15 protein-coding genes and 4 pseudogenes are annotated in these 15,199 nt (G+C 71.3%); 13 read left to right on the top strand and 6 right to left on the bottom strand.

The features are described 5' to 3' along the window. The first annotated feature begins 30 nt into the window (after positions 1-30). Positions 31-561 carry a YbjN domain-containing protein gene (locus AC5L3C_RS17570; protein WP_493649825.1) on the top strand — a complete coding sequence of 177 codons (531 nt, stop codon included), beginning with the start codon at positions 31-33 and terminating at the stop codon, positions 559-561. 190 nt (positions 562-751) lie between these two features. Then, positions 752-1,366, top strand: coding sequence for a DUF1707 SHOCT-like domain-containing protein (locus AC5L3C_RS17565; protein ID WP_493649824.1), 615 nt, complete (start codon positions 752-754; stop codon positions 1,364-1,366). Here AC5L3C_RS17565 and AC5L3C_RS17560 read toward each other — a convergent pair. The 4 genes and pseudogenes from AC5L3C_RS17560 to AC5L3C_RS17545 form a co-directional block, all read right to left on the bottom strand. Further along, on the bottom strand, positions 1,348-2,031 hold the full coding sequence (locus AC5L3C_RS17560; protein ID WP_493649823.1) for an NAD(P)H-binding protein: 684 nt from the start codon (positions 2,029-2,031) through the stop codon (positions 1,348-1,350). The genes AC5L3C_RS17565 and AC5L3C_RS17560 overlap by 19 nt on opposite strands. 48 nt (positions 2,032-2,079) lie before the next feature. Beyond that, positions 2,080-2,571 (bottom strand): gamma subclass chorismate mutase AroQ, encoded by a 492-nt coding sequence (gene aroQ / locus AC5L3C_RS17555; protein ID WP_493649822.1) that lies wholly within the window; start codon positions 2,569-2,571, stop codon positions 2,080-2,082. A gap of 162 nt (positions 2,572-2,733) precedes the next feature. Next, a pseudogene (locus AC5L3C_RS17550) lies at positions 2,734-3,372 on the bottom strand (long-chain fatty acid--CoA ligase); the annotation flags it as partial. Between the two features lie 39 nt (positions 3,373-3,411). Continuing rightward, positions 3,412-3,579 (bottom strand): annotated as a pseudogene (locus AC5L3C_RS17545) (dienelactone hydrolase family protein); the annotation flags it as partial. Positions 3,580-3,617: 38 nt separating this feature from the next. On the opposite strand from AC5L3C_RS17545, the gene AC5L3C_RS17540 reads away from it, so the two are divergent. Next, entirely contained in the window at positions 3,618-4,061 is a 444-nt protein-coding gene (locus tag AC5L3C_RS17540; protein ID WP_493649821.1) for a MarR family winged helix-turn-helix transcriptional regulator, read from the top strand. An 18-nt stretch (positions 4,062-4,079) separates the two neighbouring features. Here AC5L3C_RS17540 and AC5L3C_RS17535 read toward each other — a convergent pair whose 3' ends face one another. Continuing rightward, positions 4,080-5,300, bottom strand: a complete 1,221-nt coding sequence (locus AC5L3C_RS17535) for a pyridoxal phosphate-dependent aminotransferase (RefSeq protein ID WP_493649820.1) — start codon at positions 5,298-5,300, stop codon at positions 4,080-4,082. A gap of 148 nt (positions 5,301-5,448) precedes the next feature. Between AC5L3C_RS17535 and AC5L3C_RS17530 the strand changes: the two genes are divergently transcribed. The 9 genes and pseudogenes from AC5L3C_RS17530 to AC5L3C_RS17490 all read left to right on the top strand — a co-directional run. Beyond that, positions 5,449-5,718: a hypothetical protein gene (locus tag AC5L3C_RS17530; protein WP_493649819.1), complete on the top strand. Its 270-nt coding sequence runs from the start codon at positions 5,449-5,451 to the stop codon at positions 5,716-5,718. 405 nt (positions 5,719-6,123) lie between these two features. Further along, complete coding sequence (locus AC5L3C_RS17525; protein WP_493649818.1) at positions 6,124-6,657, top strand: DUF2617 family protein; 534 nt, start codon at positions 6,124-6,126, stop codon at positions 6,655-6,657. Positions 6,658-6,716: 59 nt separating this feature from the next. After that, a complete protein-coding gene (locus AC5L3C_RS17520; RefSeq protein WP_493649817.1) occupies positions 6,717-8,381 on the top strand; it encodes a polyamine aminopropyltransferase in 1,665 nt (554 codons plus the stop codon). 85 nt (positions 8,382-8,466) lie between these two features. Continuing rightward, positions 8,467-9,720 carry an SRPBCC domain-containing protein gene (locus AC5L3C_RS17515; RefSeq protein WP_493649816.1) on the top strand — a complete coding sequence of 418 codons (1,254 nt, stop codon included), beginning with the start codon at positions 8,467-8,469 and terminating at the stop codon, positions 9,718-9,720. Between the two features lie 145 nt (positions 9,721-9,865). Beyond that, positions 9,866-10,681, top strand: coding sequence for an aldose epimerase family protein (locus tag AC5L3C_RS17510; protein ID WP_493649815.1), 816 nt, complete (start codon positions 9,866-9,868; stop codon positions 10,679-10,681). Between the two features lie 10 nt (positions 10,682-10,691). After that, positions 10,692-11,240 carry an orotate phosphoribosyltransferase gene (gene pyrE, locus AC5L3C_RS17505; protein WP_493649814.1) on the top strand — a complete coding sequence of 183 codons (549 nt, stop codon included), beginning with the start codon at positions 10,692-10,694 and terminating at the stop codon, positions 11,238-11,240. A gap of 181 nt (positions 11,241-11,421) precedes the next feature. Next, entirely contained in the window at positions 11,422-12,453 is a 1,032-nt protein-coding gene (gene fbaA / locus AC5L3C_RS17500; protein ID WP_125505152.1) for a class II fructose-bisphosphate aldolase, read from the top strand. 78 nt (positions 12,454-12,531) lie between these two features. Next, a pseudogene (locus AC5L3C_RS17495) lies at positions 12,532-12,841 on the top strand (MFS transporter); the annotation flags it as partial. Then, a pseudogene (locus AC5L3C_RS17490) lies at positions 12,816-13,043 on the top strand (DUF3151 domain-containing protein); the annotation flags it as partial. The pseudogenes AC5L3C_RS17495 and AC5L3C_RS17490, both read left to right, overlap by 26 nt. Positions 13,044-13,130: 87 nt before the next feature. On the opposite strand, the gene AC5L3C_RS17485 reads toward AC5L3C_RS17490, so the two are convergent. Continuing rightward, the gene (locus tag AC5L3C_RS17485; protein ID WP_493649813.1) at positions 13,131-13,550 is read right to left on the bottom strand and encodes a DUF3151 domain-containing protein; all 420 of its coding nucleotides are present in this window, start codon (positions 13,548-13,550) and stop codon (positions 13,131-13,133) included. A 122-nt stretch (positions 13,551-13,672) separates the two neighbouring features. On the opposite strand from AC5L3C_RS17485, the gene AC5L3C_RS17480 reads away from it, so the two are divergent. Continuing rightward, positions 13,673-15,121, top strand: a complete 1,449-nt coding sequence (locus AC5L3C_RS17480) for a recombinase family protein (protein ID WP_493649812.1) — start codon at positions 13,673-13,675, stop codon at positions 15,119-15,121. Positions 15,122-15,199 lie beyond the last annotated feature (78 nt).

Genomic DNA, 15,199 nt, shown 5'->3' with positions numbered 1-15,199 from the left:
TGGCGGGATCCGTACGAAGGGAAAAACACGGTGACCATCGACCCGTCCTCGATTCCGAATTTCGGGGGCCAGCAGCCAGAGCCGCAGCCCCAAGGACCGGCGGGCCCCGTCGTCCCGGATCAGGACCTCGTGAAGCAGCTCCTCGATCAGATGGAGCTGAAGTACGTCGTTGACGAAGAGGGTGACCTCGCGGCGCCGTGGGAGCAGTTCCGCACCTACTTCATGTTCCGCGGGGAGGGCGATCAGCAGATCTTCTCCGTCCGCACGTTCTACGACCGGCCGCACAAGATCGACGAGAAGCCGCAGCTGCTCGAGTCGATCGACGACTGGAACCGGCGCACCCTGTGGCCCAAGCTCTACACGCACACCCACGACGACGGCACGGTCCGTCTCATCGGTGAGGCGCAGATGCTGATCGGCACGGGCGTGAGCCTCGAGCACTTCGTCTCGTCGACGGTGAGCTGGGTACGCGCCGCGATCGAGTTCGACCGGTGGCTGGTCGAGCAGCTCGGCCTGGAGAAGGAGATCAACGAGGCGGAGAAGCCGGAAGACGGCGAGTAGCCCGCCCCTGGGGCACGGCATGCGTGCGGCGGGTACGGCGACGTACGCGCCGTCCACGGGAGGAGCCCGGTCCGGCCGGCGACCCACGGGGTCACCTGCCGGGGCCGGGCTCTCGCGCGCCCGGAACTGACGGAGCCGGTTCCGTCCGTGGCCCGGTCCGTCCGGTGGGTGGCTGCTTATTCTTGTGACCATGACAGCCCAGCCTCCGGAGCCCACCTCCCGGCCCCCCGGCGCCCTGCGCGCCTCCCACGACGACCGGGAGGCCGTGGTGGAGCAGTTGCGCGACGCGGCCGCCGAGGGCCGCATCGACCTCGACGAGCTGGACACGCGCCTGGAGCAGGCGCTGACCGCCAAGACCTATGCCGAGCTGGACGCCCTGACCGCGGACCTGCCGAGGCGCGAGACCGCCGCGGACCTGCCGCCCCTGGTGCTCAAGGGCGGTCTGCACGGGGCGTCCCGGGGCCCCGGTCGCTGGGAGGTTCCCGGGCGGGTCGTGGCGCACGGCGGGATGGCGGGCGTGAAGCTCGACTTCAGCCGCGCCGTGTGCCGTCTGCCGGAGGTCACGGTGGAGGCGTACGGGGAGGCGGCGGGCGTCACGATCGTCATCCCGGACGGCTGGGCGGCGGACACGACCGGCATGGACCCCGGCATGGGCGGCCTGAAGGACAAGACCACACCGGACCGCCTGCCGGGCACCCCCCTGATCAAGCTCACCGGCGGCGGGGGCGTGGCGGGCGTGGTGATCCGCCACCCGAACCGGTGGGAACGCCGGAAGCTGGGGAGTGGTCAGCCCGACGTGTCGTGAAGCGCGTACGGCCGGCGGATGTTCGCCCGCACCGCCTCCGCGATCGGAACCGAACCCGTGTTGAGTTCGAGGATCTGCCGGCCGATACGGGGTTCGTGGAGCAGTTCGGCCAGCGTGCCGGCGACGTCGTCACGGGTGATCTCGCCGTGGAGCTCCGCGGGTCCCAAGGACACGGTGCCGGTTCCCGGGCCGTCGAGAAGCAGGGAGGGACGGAGGATCAGCCAGTCCAGCCCACTGCGGCCGACCGCGATGTCCGCGCCCTTCTTCACGGCGAAGTAGTACTCGAGGTCCTCGCCGAGATCGCGCTCCCCCCATGATTCCGGAAGCACGGAGACCAGTGCGAAGCGCTCGACACCGGCCAGGCGCGCCGCCTCGATCGCTTTCGTGACCCCGTCGCCGTCGACGGCCTTCGTGACCTCCCTGCTGCCGCCGTTCGAGCCGGCGGTGAAGACGATCACGTCGACACCGCTGAACGTCTCCGCCAGTTCGTCCACGGTCATGAGGGCGAGATCGCCGACGCGTGCGTCCACGCCCTGCGTGGCGAGCTCGGCCTTGTGGTCGTCCCGGCGGACGAGACCGCGGACGGCGTCTCCTCTCGAGCGCAGCTTCTGCGCGAGCAGGCCTCCGACACCGCCGGTGATGCCGAGGATCATCACGTTCGCCATGGGCGCTCCGTTCGCTGAGAGGGACGCTCCGACAGAGGTGCCGGAGGATCACTTGCACACCGGCTCGATCGCCCCCCACAGGGCACGGCTGTGCAGTCGGCCGAGTCCGTATGCGTGGTTGATTTCCGTCTTGGCGAGAACCAGTGAGGTCTTGCAGGCGTGGGCCGGGGTGCGAAGGTCCTCCGTCGCCGCCAGTTGTCCGATGAACGCGACGGTGATCCGGTCCAGTTCGGGGCGGACCTCCGTGGCGAGATCGGGACGCTCGGCAGGCGCCAGTTCCGGGTGCTTCGTCCACAGGGCGTGAAGCTCCCGCTGCACGACCTTGCTCATGTCGATCTGCGCCCGGAAGAACTCCACGGTGTCGTCCGTGTCGATACCGGCGTCGACCGCGAGTGCCGCCGCCTGGTCCAGCACCTGTTGTTCCCGTACCGGGTCCTCGATGGGCGTCGTCGTACCGAACTTGGCGGCGGCGACCTTGTCGGCGAGCAGGATCCGCTCGGCGGCGAGGCCGACCAGCGGGGTGAACCGGCCCTTCGGCACGGCGTGCTCGGGAGCTGCCGTCGCTGCCGGCGCACCGGTTGACAACAGGCCCGTCAGGACGACAGCGGAGAAGCCCGCGGACGATAAGGGGGACCGGAAGTGGCTCTTGGACACCTGAATTCGCCTTTCTTGCCGAACGGTCAATGGGAGGAGGGTGGTGGTTCACGCTTCGCGTGTTCCGGCGTACATCTCGTCGATCAACCGCCGGTGCGCGCTCTCGACGACCGGTCGCTTCACCTTCAGGCTGGGGGTGATCTCACCGTGCTCGACAGCGAGGTCGCGGGGCAGAAGCCGGAATTTCTTGATGGTCTGCCAGCGCTGGAGACCCTGGTTGAGCCGTGCCACATATCCCTCGATGAGCGTGACAGTGGCCGGCGCGGCCACGACTTCGGCGTACGACCTGCCTTCCATCCCGTGCGCCTGTGCCCACTGGAGGATCGACTGCTCGTCGAGGGTGATGAGTGCCGTGCAGAAGTTGCGGCCGGCGCCGTGCACCAGGATGTGGGAGGCGTAGGGGCACACGGCCTTGAACCGGCTCTCGATCTCCGTCGGCGCGACATACTTGCCGCCGGACGTCTTGAAGAGGTCCTTCTTGCGATCGGTGATGCTCAGGAAACCGTCCGCGGACAGCTCGCCGATGTCACCGGTGTGGAACCATCCGTCGGCTTCCAGGACCTCGGCGGTCACCTCGGGCAGGCCGTGGTAGCCCTCCATGATGCCGGGGCCGCGCAGCAGGATCTCGCCGTCGTCCGCGATCCGCACCTCCGTGCCGGGCAGCGGTTGACCGACCGTACCTCGCTTCTGCTACTCCGGCGGCGCGGCCCTCGCGCCGGAAGTCGGCTTGATGCGGTGGTCCGTGCGGGCGGTGTGCACGGCGTAGCCCCCACCGGCGCAGATGCCGAGGACGCCGAGGCGCCGGGGGTCGATGCCGGGGGTGGTGGTGAGCGCGTCGAGGGCGTGGGAGATGTCCTCGCCCCGGCGGTAGGGGTCTTCGAGGTCGCGGGACTCGCGAAACTAATACGAAACGGTACTACATGGAGGCTCGCATGTCGGTCGACGGTGCGCGGCTGTGGACGCTGAACCAGCGGCTGCTGGGCGTCGTGCTGGACGCCTGCACGGGGGAGCTGGCCGAACTCGGGCTGGAGACGAAGGAGTTCTTCGTCCTGGCCGAGGTGGAGGCATCGCCGTACCCGGCCGAGATCGCGAGCGCGCTGCTGCTGCCCAAGGCGAGCGTGACGGTCTACGTGCGCAACCTCGTGGCCAAGGGTCTGGTCCGCCGCGAGATCGACGAGGCGGACCTGCGGCGTCACCGGCTCGTGCTGACCGCCGAGGGCACCCGAGCACGCGATCGCGCACTGGCGGCCCTCGCAGCGGAGTACGACCGCAGGCTGGCGAGGGTCACCCCCGAGGACCGCGTCGAGTTGCAGCGCATCCTCGAGGCGATGCTCGCGCCGCCCGCGCCGCCCGCGCCGGCCGGTACGGGCGAGTGACGCGCCGGCGTCCCGGCGTCAGCCCGCCGCCGTCTCCTTCAGGCGGCGGGCCGCCTCCTCGAGGACACTGATCTTCTTGCAGAACGCGAAACGGACGAAGGGCGCGCCCATGTCCCGGTGGTCGTAGAAGACCGCCGTGGGGATGGCGACGACGCCCGCGCGTTCCGGGAGCGCCCGGCAGAATTCGATGCCGTCGGTCTCGCCCAGGGGGCGGATGTCGGCGGTGATGAAGTAGGTGCCGGCCGGGCGGAAGACCTCGAAGCCCGCCTCCGTCAGGCCGGTCGCCAGGACGTCGCGCTTGGTGCGCATGTCCGCGCGGAAGTCGTCGAAGTACGCGTCGGGCAGCGCGAGGGCCTCGGCGACCGCGTACTGGAAGGGGCCCGCGGAGACGTATGTCAGGTACTGCTTGGCGGAGCGGACCGCCGTGACCAGTTCCGGGGTGGCGGTCACCCAGCCGACCTTCCAGCCGGTGAAGGAGAAGGTCTTGCCCGCGCTGGAGATGGTCACCGTGCGCTCGCGCATGCCGGGGAAGGTGGCCAGGGGGATGTGGTCGGCGCCGTCGTGGACCAGGTGCTCGTACACCTCGTCCGTCACCACCAGCAGGTCGCGCTCGACGGCCAGCTCGGCGATCACCGCCAGTTCCTCGCGGGTGAGGACGGTGCCCGTCGGGTTGTGCGGGGTGTTGATCAGCAGCAGGCGGGTGCGGTCGGTGACCGCGTCGCGCAGTTCGTCGAGGTCGAGGCGGAAGCGGCCCTCGCGGGGTCGGAGCGTGACCGGGACACGGGTGCCGCCCGCCATGGCGATACAGGCCGCGTAGGAGTCGTAGTAGGGCTCGAGGGCGATCACTTCGTCGCCGGGCTCCACCAGGGCGAGCAGCGCGGCCGCGATCGCCTCCGTGGCGCCCGCCGTGACCAGCACCTCCGTGTCGGGATCGACGGACAGGCCGTAGCGGCGGAGCTGGTGCGCGGCGACGGCGGTGCGCAGCTCGGGAATGCCGGGGCCCGGCGGGTACTGGTTGCCGAGGCCGTCGCGCAGCGCCCGTACGGCGGCCTCCCTGACCTCCTCGGGGCCGTCGGTGTCGGGAAAGCCCTGCCCGAGGTTGATGGCCCCGGTCCGCAGGGCCAGGGCCGACATCTCGGCGAAGACCGTCGTCCCGCCGAGCCATTCTTTGCGACTCCGTCGCGTGGCGGCGAGCCGGCGGTTGAGGTGGGAGCGCGCGCTGGAGGTCATGGCGGCCATCCTGCGCCGAACCTCTGGAGTTCCTCAACTCTGCTTTGGGCCGGGCGGGCGGGGGGCATTTCCCGGGCACGCACGTGAGGGGAGCCCACGGGGGGCTGCTTCAGGGGGATCACGGGGGATCACGGGGGACCGGAAGGGGAGTGGGGCCATGGAGATCGGCGTCATCTCGATCGTGCTGGCGGTGCTGTTCTTCGGGGTCGGCTGGTTCGGCGCCCGCAACGCGGGCCGCAAGGCCGAGCGGGGGACGGCCGGCCGGTCCGGACGCCGCCGCGGCCGGGACGGTGGCGAGGGCTGGTGGGCCGGCGGGCACGGCGGCGCGGGCGCCGGCGGCTGTGGATCGTCCTCCGACGGAGGCTCGTCCTGCGGAGGCGGGTCGTCGTGCGGAGGCGGGGGCGGATGCGGCGGTGGAGGCGGCTGACACGGGGCAGCGCGGCTCCACTTCGGGAGATGCCGCATCCGCGAGGGCGGGGTCCGCACCTGGGGCGGGCCCCGCTCCGGCGTTGAGCGGTGGCCGGGACTCCGGTTCCGGTTGGCGTCGGGGGCGGCGCGCGGGGGAGGCGTACGCCGTATCTCAGGGGCGTACTCAGGGGTTGAACAGTTGAGCTGGGGAGCCCCCGAGGGGATGGAAAGCCCACGAAGTTGGGTAAAAAAGCTGTGGTGGCGCCACAGTTCATGATTCCCTATAAATCACCAGCGCAGCCCTCGGACCCCCCGCGGACCCTTCTTCCGGCCGGGCGACCGGGCTGACGGGCCGAGTTCCCCGGCGCGGCCGGGGCGCGCGGAGCCGTATCTCCCTCTCCTTGTGTGCTTGCGGAGCCGATCCATGCTCACGACCCTGAACACCGCCTACTCCGACACCCGCGCGGCCGACCTCGCCTGGGATCTGGGGCGTGAGCCGCTTCCCGCGCTGGCCACGCTCGATCTCGATCTGAGCGGGGTGAAGCTGCAGTTGCGGCTGCTGGGCGCCTCCCACCAGGTGCTGGTGGAGGAGGAGCGGGGACAGTGGTGCGAGACGGTGGCGTGCATTCCGGGCAGCAGCACACCGCTGCCGCTGGGCGTGGCCAAGCGGGTGGGGGACTGGGAGTACGAGTTCGCCGCCCGGGTCGAGGAGCTGCCCCCGGGGTCCTTCGCCGGCCGGGCGCAGGAGCTGCTCGCCCTGGTCTCCGACCACCCCCAGGGCCTGGCCGGTGTCTTTCCCGGCAGTCCGCACGCGTTCACGGCGCTGCTCGCCCAGCGCCACGAGGGCCAGGTGCACTGGCGGACCTGGCACGCCTACCCGCAGGACGGGCAGCTGGTGGCGACGCGGACACGGGTGGGGGTACGGGAGTTGGCGCATACCAGCGCGGTCCGGGCGTAAACAAATATCACGCGTGTGGGTGACGTTGTGCGGTGAGGCCGTGACGTAACGTCGCTGAGGTGATCGAACCGCAGGCCCCCGCTCCGCCCGGCTCCGCGGACTTTCGGGACGGCTCGGACGGCGACGCGGGGGGCGCGCTGCGGCTGCCCGTGCGGCAGGGCACCGGGCGGTTCCTGGTCCTCGCGGGGGTGTTCGTCTGCGCGGCCTGCGGACTGGTGTACGAGCTGGAACTCGTCGCGCTGGCCACGTACTTGATGGGGGATTCGATCACCCAGGCGTCCGTCGTGCTGTCCGTGATGGTCTTCGCGATGGGCATCGGCTCCCTGGCCGCGAAACGGCTGCGGCGGCACGCGGCGGCCGGGTTCGGCGCCGTGGAGGCGGCCCTGGCGCTGGTCGGCGGGTGCAGCGCGATGGCGCTGTACGCCGTGTTCGCCTGGACGGGTGACTGGGGCGGACTGTGGGCGAGCGGACCCCGCGCGCTGCTGGTGGCGTTCTCCCTCGCCACCGGGCTGCTGATCGGGGCCGAGGTGCCGCTGCTGATGGAGCTGATCCAGCGGATCCGCCGGCAGGACGCGGGCGGCGCGGTGGCCGATCTGTCCGCGGCGGACTATGTCGGCGCGCTCGTCGGCGGGCTCGCGTTTCCCTTTCTTCTCCTGCCGCTGCTCGGCCAGTTGACCGGCGCGCTGATCACGGGCGCGGTCAACGCGGTCGTCGGCGGTGCGCTGGTGCTCGGGCTGTTCCGGCAGGACCTCACCCCCCGGGCCCGGCGGATGCTGGTGACCGCCAATGTGTGCGTGCTCGCCGTGCTGGGCTCCGCCGCCGTCCTGGTCGACGACTTCGAACGGGCCGCGCGGCACGCCATGTACGGCGCGGACGTCAGGGTGGCCCTGCACACGGACGTGCAGGAGGTGCTGCTCACCGGCGGGAGCGGGGGGCGGCCGCTGAACCTGTTCCTCGACGGGCGGCTCCGGGTCAGCGGCCGGGACGAACGGCGGTACCACGAGGCGCTGGTGCACCCCGCGATGAACGGGCCGCACGCGCGCGTGCTCGTCCTCGGCGGCGGCGACGGGCTGGCCGTGCGGGAGGTGCTGCGCCACAGCGGTGTCCGCCGGGTGCACGTCGTCGAACTCGACGGGGGACTGGTGCGGCTGGCCCGCCGCGACCGGGCGCTGTCCGCGCTCAACGCGCACTCCCTCGACGACCCGCGCGTACGGGTGACCACCGCCGACGCCTTCGACTGGCTGCGGAGCGCGCCCCGGGCCGCGTACGACGTGGTCGTCTCCGATCTGCCGCATCCCGGGATCGCCGCGAGCACGAAGCTGTACTCGCAGGAGTTCTACGGGCTGGCCCGGCGGGTGCTGGCGCCCGGCGGGCGGCTCGTGGTGCACGGGGGCACGGTGGCGAGCCGCCCGCGCGACTTCTGGACCGTGGACGCCACGCTCCGCGCGGCGGGGTTCGACACGGCCGCCTACCGCGTGCGCGGCCGGCGGGCCGGTTACGCCCCCGGGCCCGACCGGAGCTCCATGGACACCGCCCACGTCCACCGCGACTGGGGGTTCGTGCTGGCCGCGCGGTACGCCCCCGAGCCGCGCCTCGACCCGTCCGGGCCCTGCCCTGACACCCTCACCGGTGCCTCCCTCGCGGCGGACGTCCGGGCCGCCGAGGACACCCGGGTGCGCGGTCTGCCGCCGTCCACGCTGGTCCATCCGCGCTACACCGGCTGAGCCCCGTGCGCGCCCCGCGCCGACGCGCCGCGACTTCCGGCGGACGGGGGTGCAGCCGGGCGTCCGCTGGGTAGGCTCCGCACTCATGGAGCACGAGGTGTTCGTTCCGGTCGAGGAGGAACGGCTCAGGGAGGTGCTGGACGATCCCGCGCGGGTCGCCCGGGCGGTGCCCGGGCTCCAGCACGACGCCGGCGCGGATCCCGTCGCCGGCCGCCTGAAGGTCCGCGTCGGCAGCCACTCCGTCACCTACCGCGGATCGGTACGGGTGTCCGCGCGCGACGACGGCTCCTACGCCGTCGAGGGCGACGCGGCGGAGGCCCGCGGCAGCGGCGGGGTGAAGCTGGCGCTCCGGCTGCGCCTGCGCCCCACGGACACCGGCACGACCGTACGCGTCACGGGTACGGCCACGGCCACCGGACGCGTCACGGAACTCCCCCCGGAGGCGGTGACGGCGGCGGCGGCCCGCCTGCTGACCCGCTTCGCGGAGAACCTGGGCACCAGCGCGACGGAGCATCCCGCCCGCCCGGCGGACGAACGGCCCTCGAAGAGCGACGGCTCTCCGGCGGCCGCTACGCCCCCGGCACCCGACGAGGCCTCGGCGTCGCCGGGGCCCGGTGCTCCGCGGTCGCCGGAGGCACCGGAGTCTCCGGGGGCACCGGGAGCACCGGAGTCTCCGGAGTCTCCGGAGTCTCCGGAGGCACCGGAGTCTCCGGGGGCCGATGTTTCCGCGGAGGCCGGTGGTTCCCAGGAGGCCGGTGGTTCCCCGGAGGCCGATGTGTCTCCGGAGCGGGGAGGTTCTTCGGTGTCCGGCGGGCCCTCGGAGTCGGCAGAGTCCCCGGAGCCCGGCGGTGCTCCGGAGCCTGCTGAAGCCGGCGGAGCCCTCGAGCCGGCTGACGCATCGGACGCGGCAGAAGCCCCCGAGTCGCCCGAGCTGCTGTCCACGGGGGACTTCGAGGCCCGGGCGACCAGTGACTTCGAGACCACGCCGGACGCGGAGGACGCGCCGCCGCCCTCGGACGCGGAGGCCGACGGCTCCTCCGTGTTCGACGCGGAGATTCCGCCGCCCTCCCTCGCGGACTTCGAGGACGACGACGAGGACGGCATGGACGACGGCATGGACGACGAGGATTCCGTCGCGGAGGCGGCGCATGCGCGGCGGACGATGATCGGCCGGAGCGCCGAAGAGGTGGACCACGCCCCGCCCCGCGGCCGCTACGCGCCCGTTCCCGCACCGCAGACGGTCTCGTCCTCCCCCTCGCTGCGCTGGGCCGCCCCCGCGGCGGCCCTGGCGGTGGCGTCGGCGGTCGTGGCGTTCCGGGCCCTGCGCAGGCGCCGCTGAGCCGCGGGCGCCGCTGAGCCCCGGCACGGGCACGACCCGGGCGCGACCCGGGAACGACCCGGGCGCGAGCCGGACGCCGTTCGTCGGCACCCGGCCACGTCCTGGCGCGGCACGCCCGCTTGATCGTCCCAGTAGGGTCGGGTACGTGAGTGACGAACACATCACGCTGACCGCGGCGGACGCGGAAGTGGACGTGCTGCCGGGCAACGGCGGGCGGATCGGTGGGCTGCGGATCGCGGGCGTCGAGTTGCTCCGGCAGGGGGAGCGGTTCGGGTGCTTCCCGATGGTGCCCTGGTGCGGGCGGATCCGGGAGGGACGGTTCCGGGACGGCGCCGCCGTGCACCGGATGCCGCTCAACGCCCCGCCGCACGCCATCCACGGCACCGCACGCGACGCCGCCTGGCGCACCGCCCGCAAGAGCACCGACGAGGCCGTGCTCACGTACGACCTCGCCGAGCCGTGGCCGTACCCGGGGCGGGTCACCCAGCAGGTCGCGCTCACCGAGGGGGCGCTGACGCTGACGATGAGCGTGGAGACGTACGGGTCGTCGTTCCCGGCGCAGCTCGGCTGGCACCCGTGGTTCCTGCGCAACCTCGGCGGCGAGGAAGGCGAGGAAGGCGAGAAGGGCGAGGACGTGACGATCGATTTCGCGCCCGCCTGGCAGGAGGAGCGCGGGGAGGACCATCTGCCGACCGGCCGGCGGACCGACCCGCGGCCGGGCCCGTGGGACGACTGCTTCGGGATGCCCGGGGGCGTGGACGTCACCCTCACCTGGCCGGGGCGGCTGGAGCTGAAGGTGACCAGCCGCGAGGAGTGGGTCGTGATCTACGACGAGCAGCGCGAGGCCGTCTGTGTCGAGCCGCAGACCGGACCGCCCAACGGGCTGAACACCCACCCGCGCCTGGTCACGCCCCTGGAGCCGCTCGAGGCCTCGACCACCTGGAGCTGGAGGCGCCTTTAAGCTGGCTGCCATGACGGACACACGCGGCGCGCTGCTGCAGCAGATCAAGGACAAGGCCGTGGTGCACGGCAAGGTGACTCTTTCCTCCGGTCTGGAGGCCGACTACTACGTCGACCTGCGTCGCGTCACTCTCGACGGCGAGGCCGCCCCGCTGGTCGGGCAGGTGCTGCTGGACCTGACCGCGGAGCTGGAGTTCGACGCGGTGGGCGGGCTGACCATGGGCGCCGACCCGGTCGCGGCCGCCATGCTGCACGCCGCCGCGGCGCGCGGCCGCAGGCTGGACGCCTTCGTCGTGCGCAAGGCCGCCAAGGCGCACGGGCTGCAGCGCCGCGTCGAGGGCCCGGACATCGCCGGCCGCCGTGTACTCGTCGTCGAGGACACCTCCACCACCGGCGGCTCCCCGCTGACCGCGGTCGAGGCCGTGCGCGAGGCCGGCGCGGAGGTCGTCGCCGTGGCGACCATCGTCGACCGGGCGACCGGCGCCGCTGAGAAGATCGAGGAGGGCGCCGGGGTGCCGTACCTGTTCGCCTACTCCAAGGACGAACTCGGCCTCGACTGAGGCCGTGGGGCGGGACCGGACGGTACGTGCCGGACATCGCCCGACACAACGACTCGACCTGCACCGTCGACCAGCCCGACAAGTCTGGGAAGATGGGCCCGACAATGACGTCGCATCCAAGGTTCCAGGTCAGGGCCGACCGTACGCAGTACGCCATACCGCACGCATAAGGAGCGGACAGATGCCCATCGCAACCCCCGAGGTCTACAACGAGATGCTCGACCGGGCGAAGGCGGAGAAGTTCGCCTACCCGGCCATCAACGTCACCTCGTCCCAGACCCTGCACGCGGCACTGCGCGGCTTCGCCGAGGCGGAGAGCGACGGCATCGTCCAGATCTCCACGGGCGGTGCCGAGTTCCTGGGCGGCCAGCACAGCAAGGACATGGTGACCGGCGCCGTCGCGCTGGCCGAGTTCGCGCACATCGTCGCCGAGAAGTACGACGTCAACATCGCCCTGCACACCGACCACTGCCCGAAGGACAAGCTCGACGGGTACGTGCGTCCGCTGCTGGCGGTGTCCGAGGAGCGGGTCAAGGCCGGCCGCAACCCGCTGTTCCAGTCCCACATGTGGGACGGCTCCGCGGAGACCCTCGCCGACAACCTGAGCATCGCCCAGGAGCTCCTCGAGCGCGCCCGCGCCGCGAAGATCGTCCTCGAGGTCGAGATCACCCCGACCGGTGGCGAGGAGGACGGCGTCTCGCACGAGATCAACGACTCCCTCTACACCACGGTCGACGACGCCGTGCGCACCGCGGAGGCCCTCGGCCTCGGCGACAAGGGCCGCTACCTGCTCGCCGCGTCGTTCGGCAACGTGCACGGCGTGTACAAGCCGGGCAACGTCGTCCTCCGTCCCGAGCTGCTGAAGGAGCTCAACGAGGGCGTCGCCGCCAAGTACGGCAAGCCGGCCGGCTCCCAGCCGTTCGACTTCGTCTTCCACGGCGGCTCCGGCTCCACCCCGGAGGAGATCCTCACCGCGCTGGAGAACGGCGTGGTGAAGATGAACATCGACACCGACACCCAGTACGCGTTCACGCGTCCGGTCGCCGACCACATGTTCCGCAACTACGACGGCGTCCTGAAGGTCGACGGCGAGGTCGGCAACAAGAAGACCTACGACCCGCGCACCTGGGGCAAGCTGGCCGAGGCGTCCATGTCCGCCCGCGTGGTGGAGGCCTGCCGGAACCTGCGCTCCGTCGGCACCCGCCTGAAGTAACACCTCTCGGAGTGTGAGCCCGGCACCCGTCCGCGGTGCCGGGCTCTTCCGTATGCTCGCCGCGCGCCCGACGTCCGGCTGTCCTCCCCGCAGGGCACGTGGATCCTGTTCACCACGGTTCTCGGCTCCAGCATGGCGCTGCTGGACTCCACCGTGGTCAACGTCGCCCTCCCGCGCATCGGCCGCGACCTGGACCGACCTCGCCGCGCTGCAGTGGACCGTCAACGCCTACATGGTCACGCTGGCCGGGCTGATCCTGCTGGGCGGGGCGCTGGGCGACCGGTTCGGGCGGCGCAGGGTGTTCGTCACCGGGGTGCTGTGGTTCGCCGCGGCCTCCCTGCTGTGCGGCCTCACCCCGAACGCCGGTCGACCCCGGCCCGCGCGAGCTCCTCGCCTCCGGCACCTCGCCCGCCGATGTCGCCGCGCGCCACCCCACCTCCTCGTTGGCCTGGGCGCGGCTGGCCGACGAGGCGTTCGAGCGGGGCGGCGTCGTGGAGTCGTACGCGTACGCCCGTACGGGCTACCACCGCGGACTGGACGCGCTGCGCCGCAACGGCTGGAAGGGCCACGGCCCGGTGCCGTGGGAGCACGGCGCTACATGTGATCGTTCAGTTTCTGCATTCCGTGCCGCCGTCGCTGTCTGAGTGACGGCGGCACAGACGTCTCAACTGCGGTGACTACCGCTTCAGTTCGGTGTACGCCTCGGCGCTGCTGTCCTTGAGGAACTGCCAGCAACGCTCCGTCTCTTCCTTCTCGTCGATCTCGCCGGCGGCACGGGCGAGGGCGGCGAGGCAGCGCAGGAACCCGCGATTGGCGCGGTGGTCCCAAGGGATGGGGCCATGTCCCTTCCACCCGGCCCGGCGCAGCGAGTCCAGACCGCGGTGATAGCCGGTCCGCGCATACGCGTACGACTCGACCACTCGCCCCGCCTCGAAGGTGTCGTCGGCGAGCATCGCCCAGGCGAGCGAGAACGTGGGGTGCTTCGCCGCGACCTCGGCCGGCGACCGGGACTCCTCGCCCAGCAGGCGGTATGCCTCTTCGTTCTCCGGGAGGTACGTCGGATCCGGACCGCCGAGCAGGTTCTTGTGCGTCGTCATGCCGCCAGTCTGCCACTTGTGGCCAGGCGTTCGGGACGTCCGCAAGAGTAATCGGCCGTGGTCCGAGGATAAATGAGAACGGCGGTTGATGTACCTGATCGCGATATGCGACGATCCGGCGCATGGCAGCACGACGGGGGTCCTCCGGGGCCATACAGGTGGGCATCTACACCCGGATCAGCAAGGACGACGAGGCCGAGGGGCTGGGCGTCGCGCGGCAGGAGGAGGACTGCCGACTGCACTGTGCCGCCAGGGGTTGGGAGGTGGCCAGGGTCTATGAGGACAACGACCTCTCGGCGTACAAGCGCAAGACTGTGCGCCCGGAGTTCCGCCAGATGCTGGAGGACCTCAAGGCGGGGCGGATCGACGGGGTCGTCGCCTGGGACATCGACCGCTTCACGCGTCAGCCGCGTGAACTGGAGGCGTGGATCGACGAGTACGAGGATGGCGAGCGCCGTAAGCGTCATCTCGTCTTCGACTCCGTCTCGGCCTCGGACATCGACCTGTCCACGGAGAACGGCCGGTTCATCGCCCGGATCAAGGTCACCATCGCCAACAAGTCCTCGGCGGACACGTCGAAGCGGACGAAGCGCAAGCACCTGGAACTGGCTGCGAAGGGCAAGCTCCCCGGCGGGCGGGCGCCGTACGGATGGAACCGTGAGGACCGGCGGACGCTGGTGCCGGAAGAGGCCGAGAACCTCCGCAAGGCGGTATGGGATTTTCTCGGTGGCGTCCGCTGGGCCTCGATTGCGCGTGACTGGCGGGACAAGGGGGTCAGGTCGCACAGCGGCGGCGTCTTCGACGACTCCAAGATCAAGCGGATGCTGATGAACCCGCGGATCTGCGGCTACCGGATGCACCAGGGCGAGCTGTTCCTGGACGAGAGCGGTGCTCCCGTCGTTGGCGATTGGGAGCCGATCATCACCCCCGATGACTGGTACCTGCTGACGGAGAAGGTCAAGCGGGAGTCGGAGGGGCGTGTCCCACGGGACAACGCCACCAAGTACCTGCTCTCCGGCATCGCCCGGTGCGGGCGGTGCGGTACGAAGATGCGGGCCTTCCCGTCGTACCGGAAGACGAAGACGTCGTCGCAGTTCAAGTACGCGTGCCCCGGCAAGAACGACGGTGGTTGCGGGGGAGTGGCCCGGGCTGGCGAACCGGTCGACCGTCTCATCAGGAATGCCGTGTTCCTCAGCTCGGACAAGGCGCTGGCGAACGTCCGTGAGCGCGTGTCGGAGTGGACCAAGGAGGAGCAACTGGCTTCCTTGGAACGGGATATGGCCGAGTTCAAGCAGGCGTGGCAGGAGAAGCGCATGTCGGCCGCCCGTTACATCGCGCTCACCGAGGATCTGGAGAAGCAGATCGCGGAGCTGCATCGGGAGCGAGCCCTGCATCGGGCAGAGGCCGCGACTTTCGCAGCGGGCCCCATCGACATACGGGGGCGCTGGGAGAATTTGGCGATCGAGCAGCAGCGCGCCGCGGTCCTCAAGGTCTTCCGCGCGGTCATCATCAAGCCCGCGTCCAACGGGCCGATCTTCGATCCGGCGGACATCGAGCCGGTGCTCAGGTGACAGATGGAAGCCGGGTCCCCTTGCCTGTTGGGGACCCGGCTTCGTTAGTTCACGACCGGTCTATGCCGAAGATGCGGA

This window comes from Streptomyces speibonae (assembly GCF_984686075.1).
The sequence above is the reverse complement of the archived record's forward strand: the minus strand, read 5'-3'. Positions and strand labels throughout refer to the sequence as shown.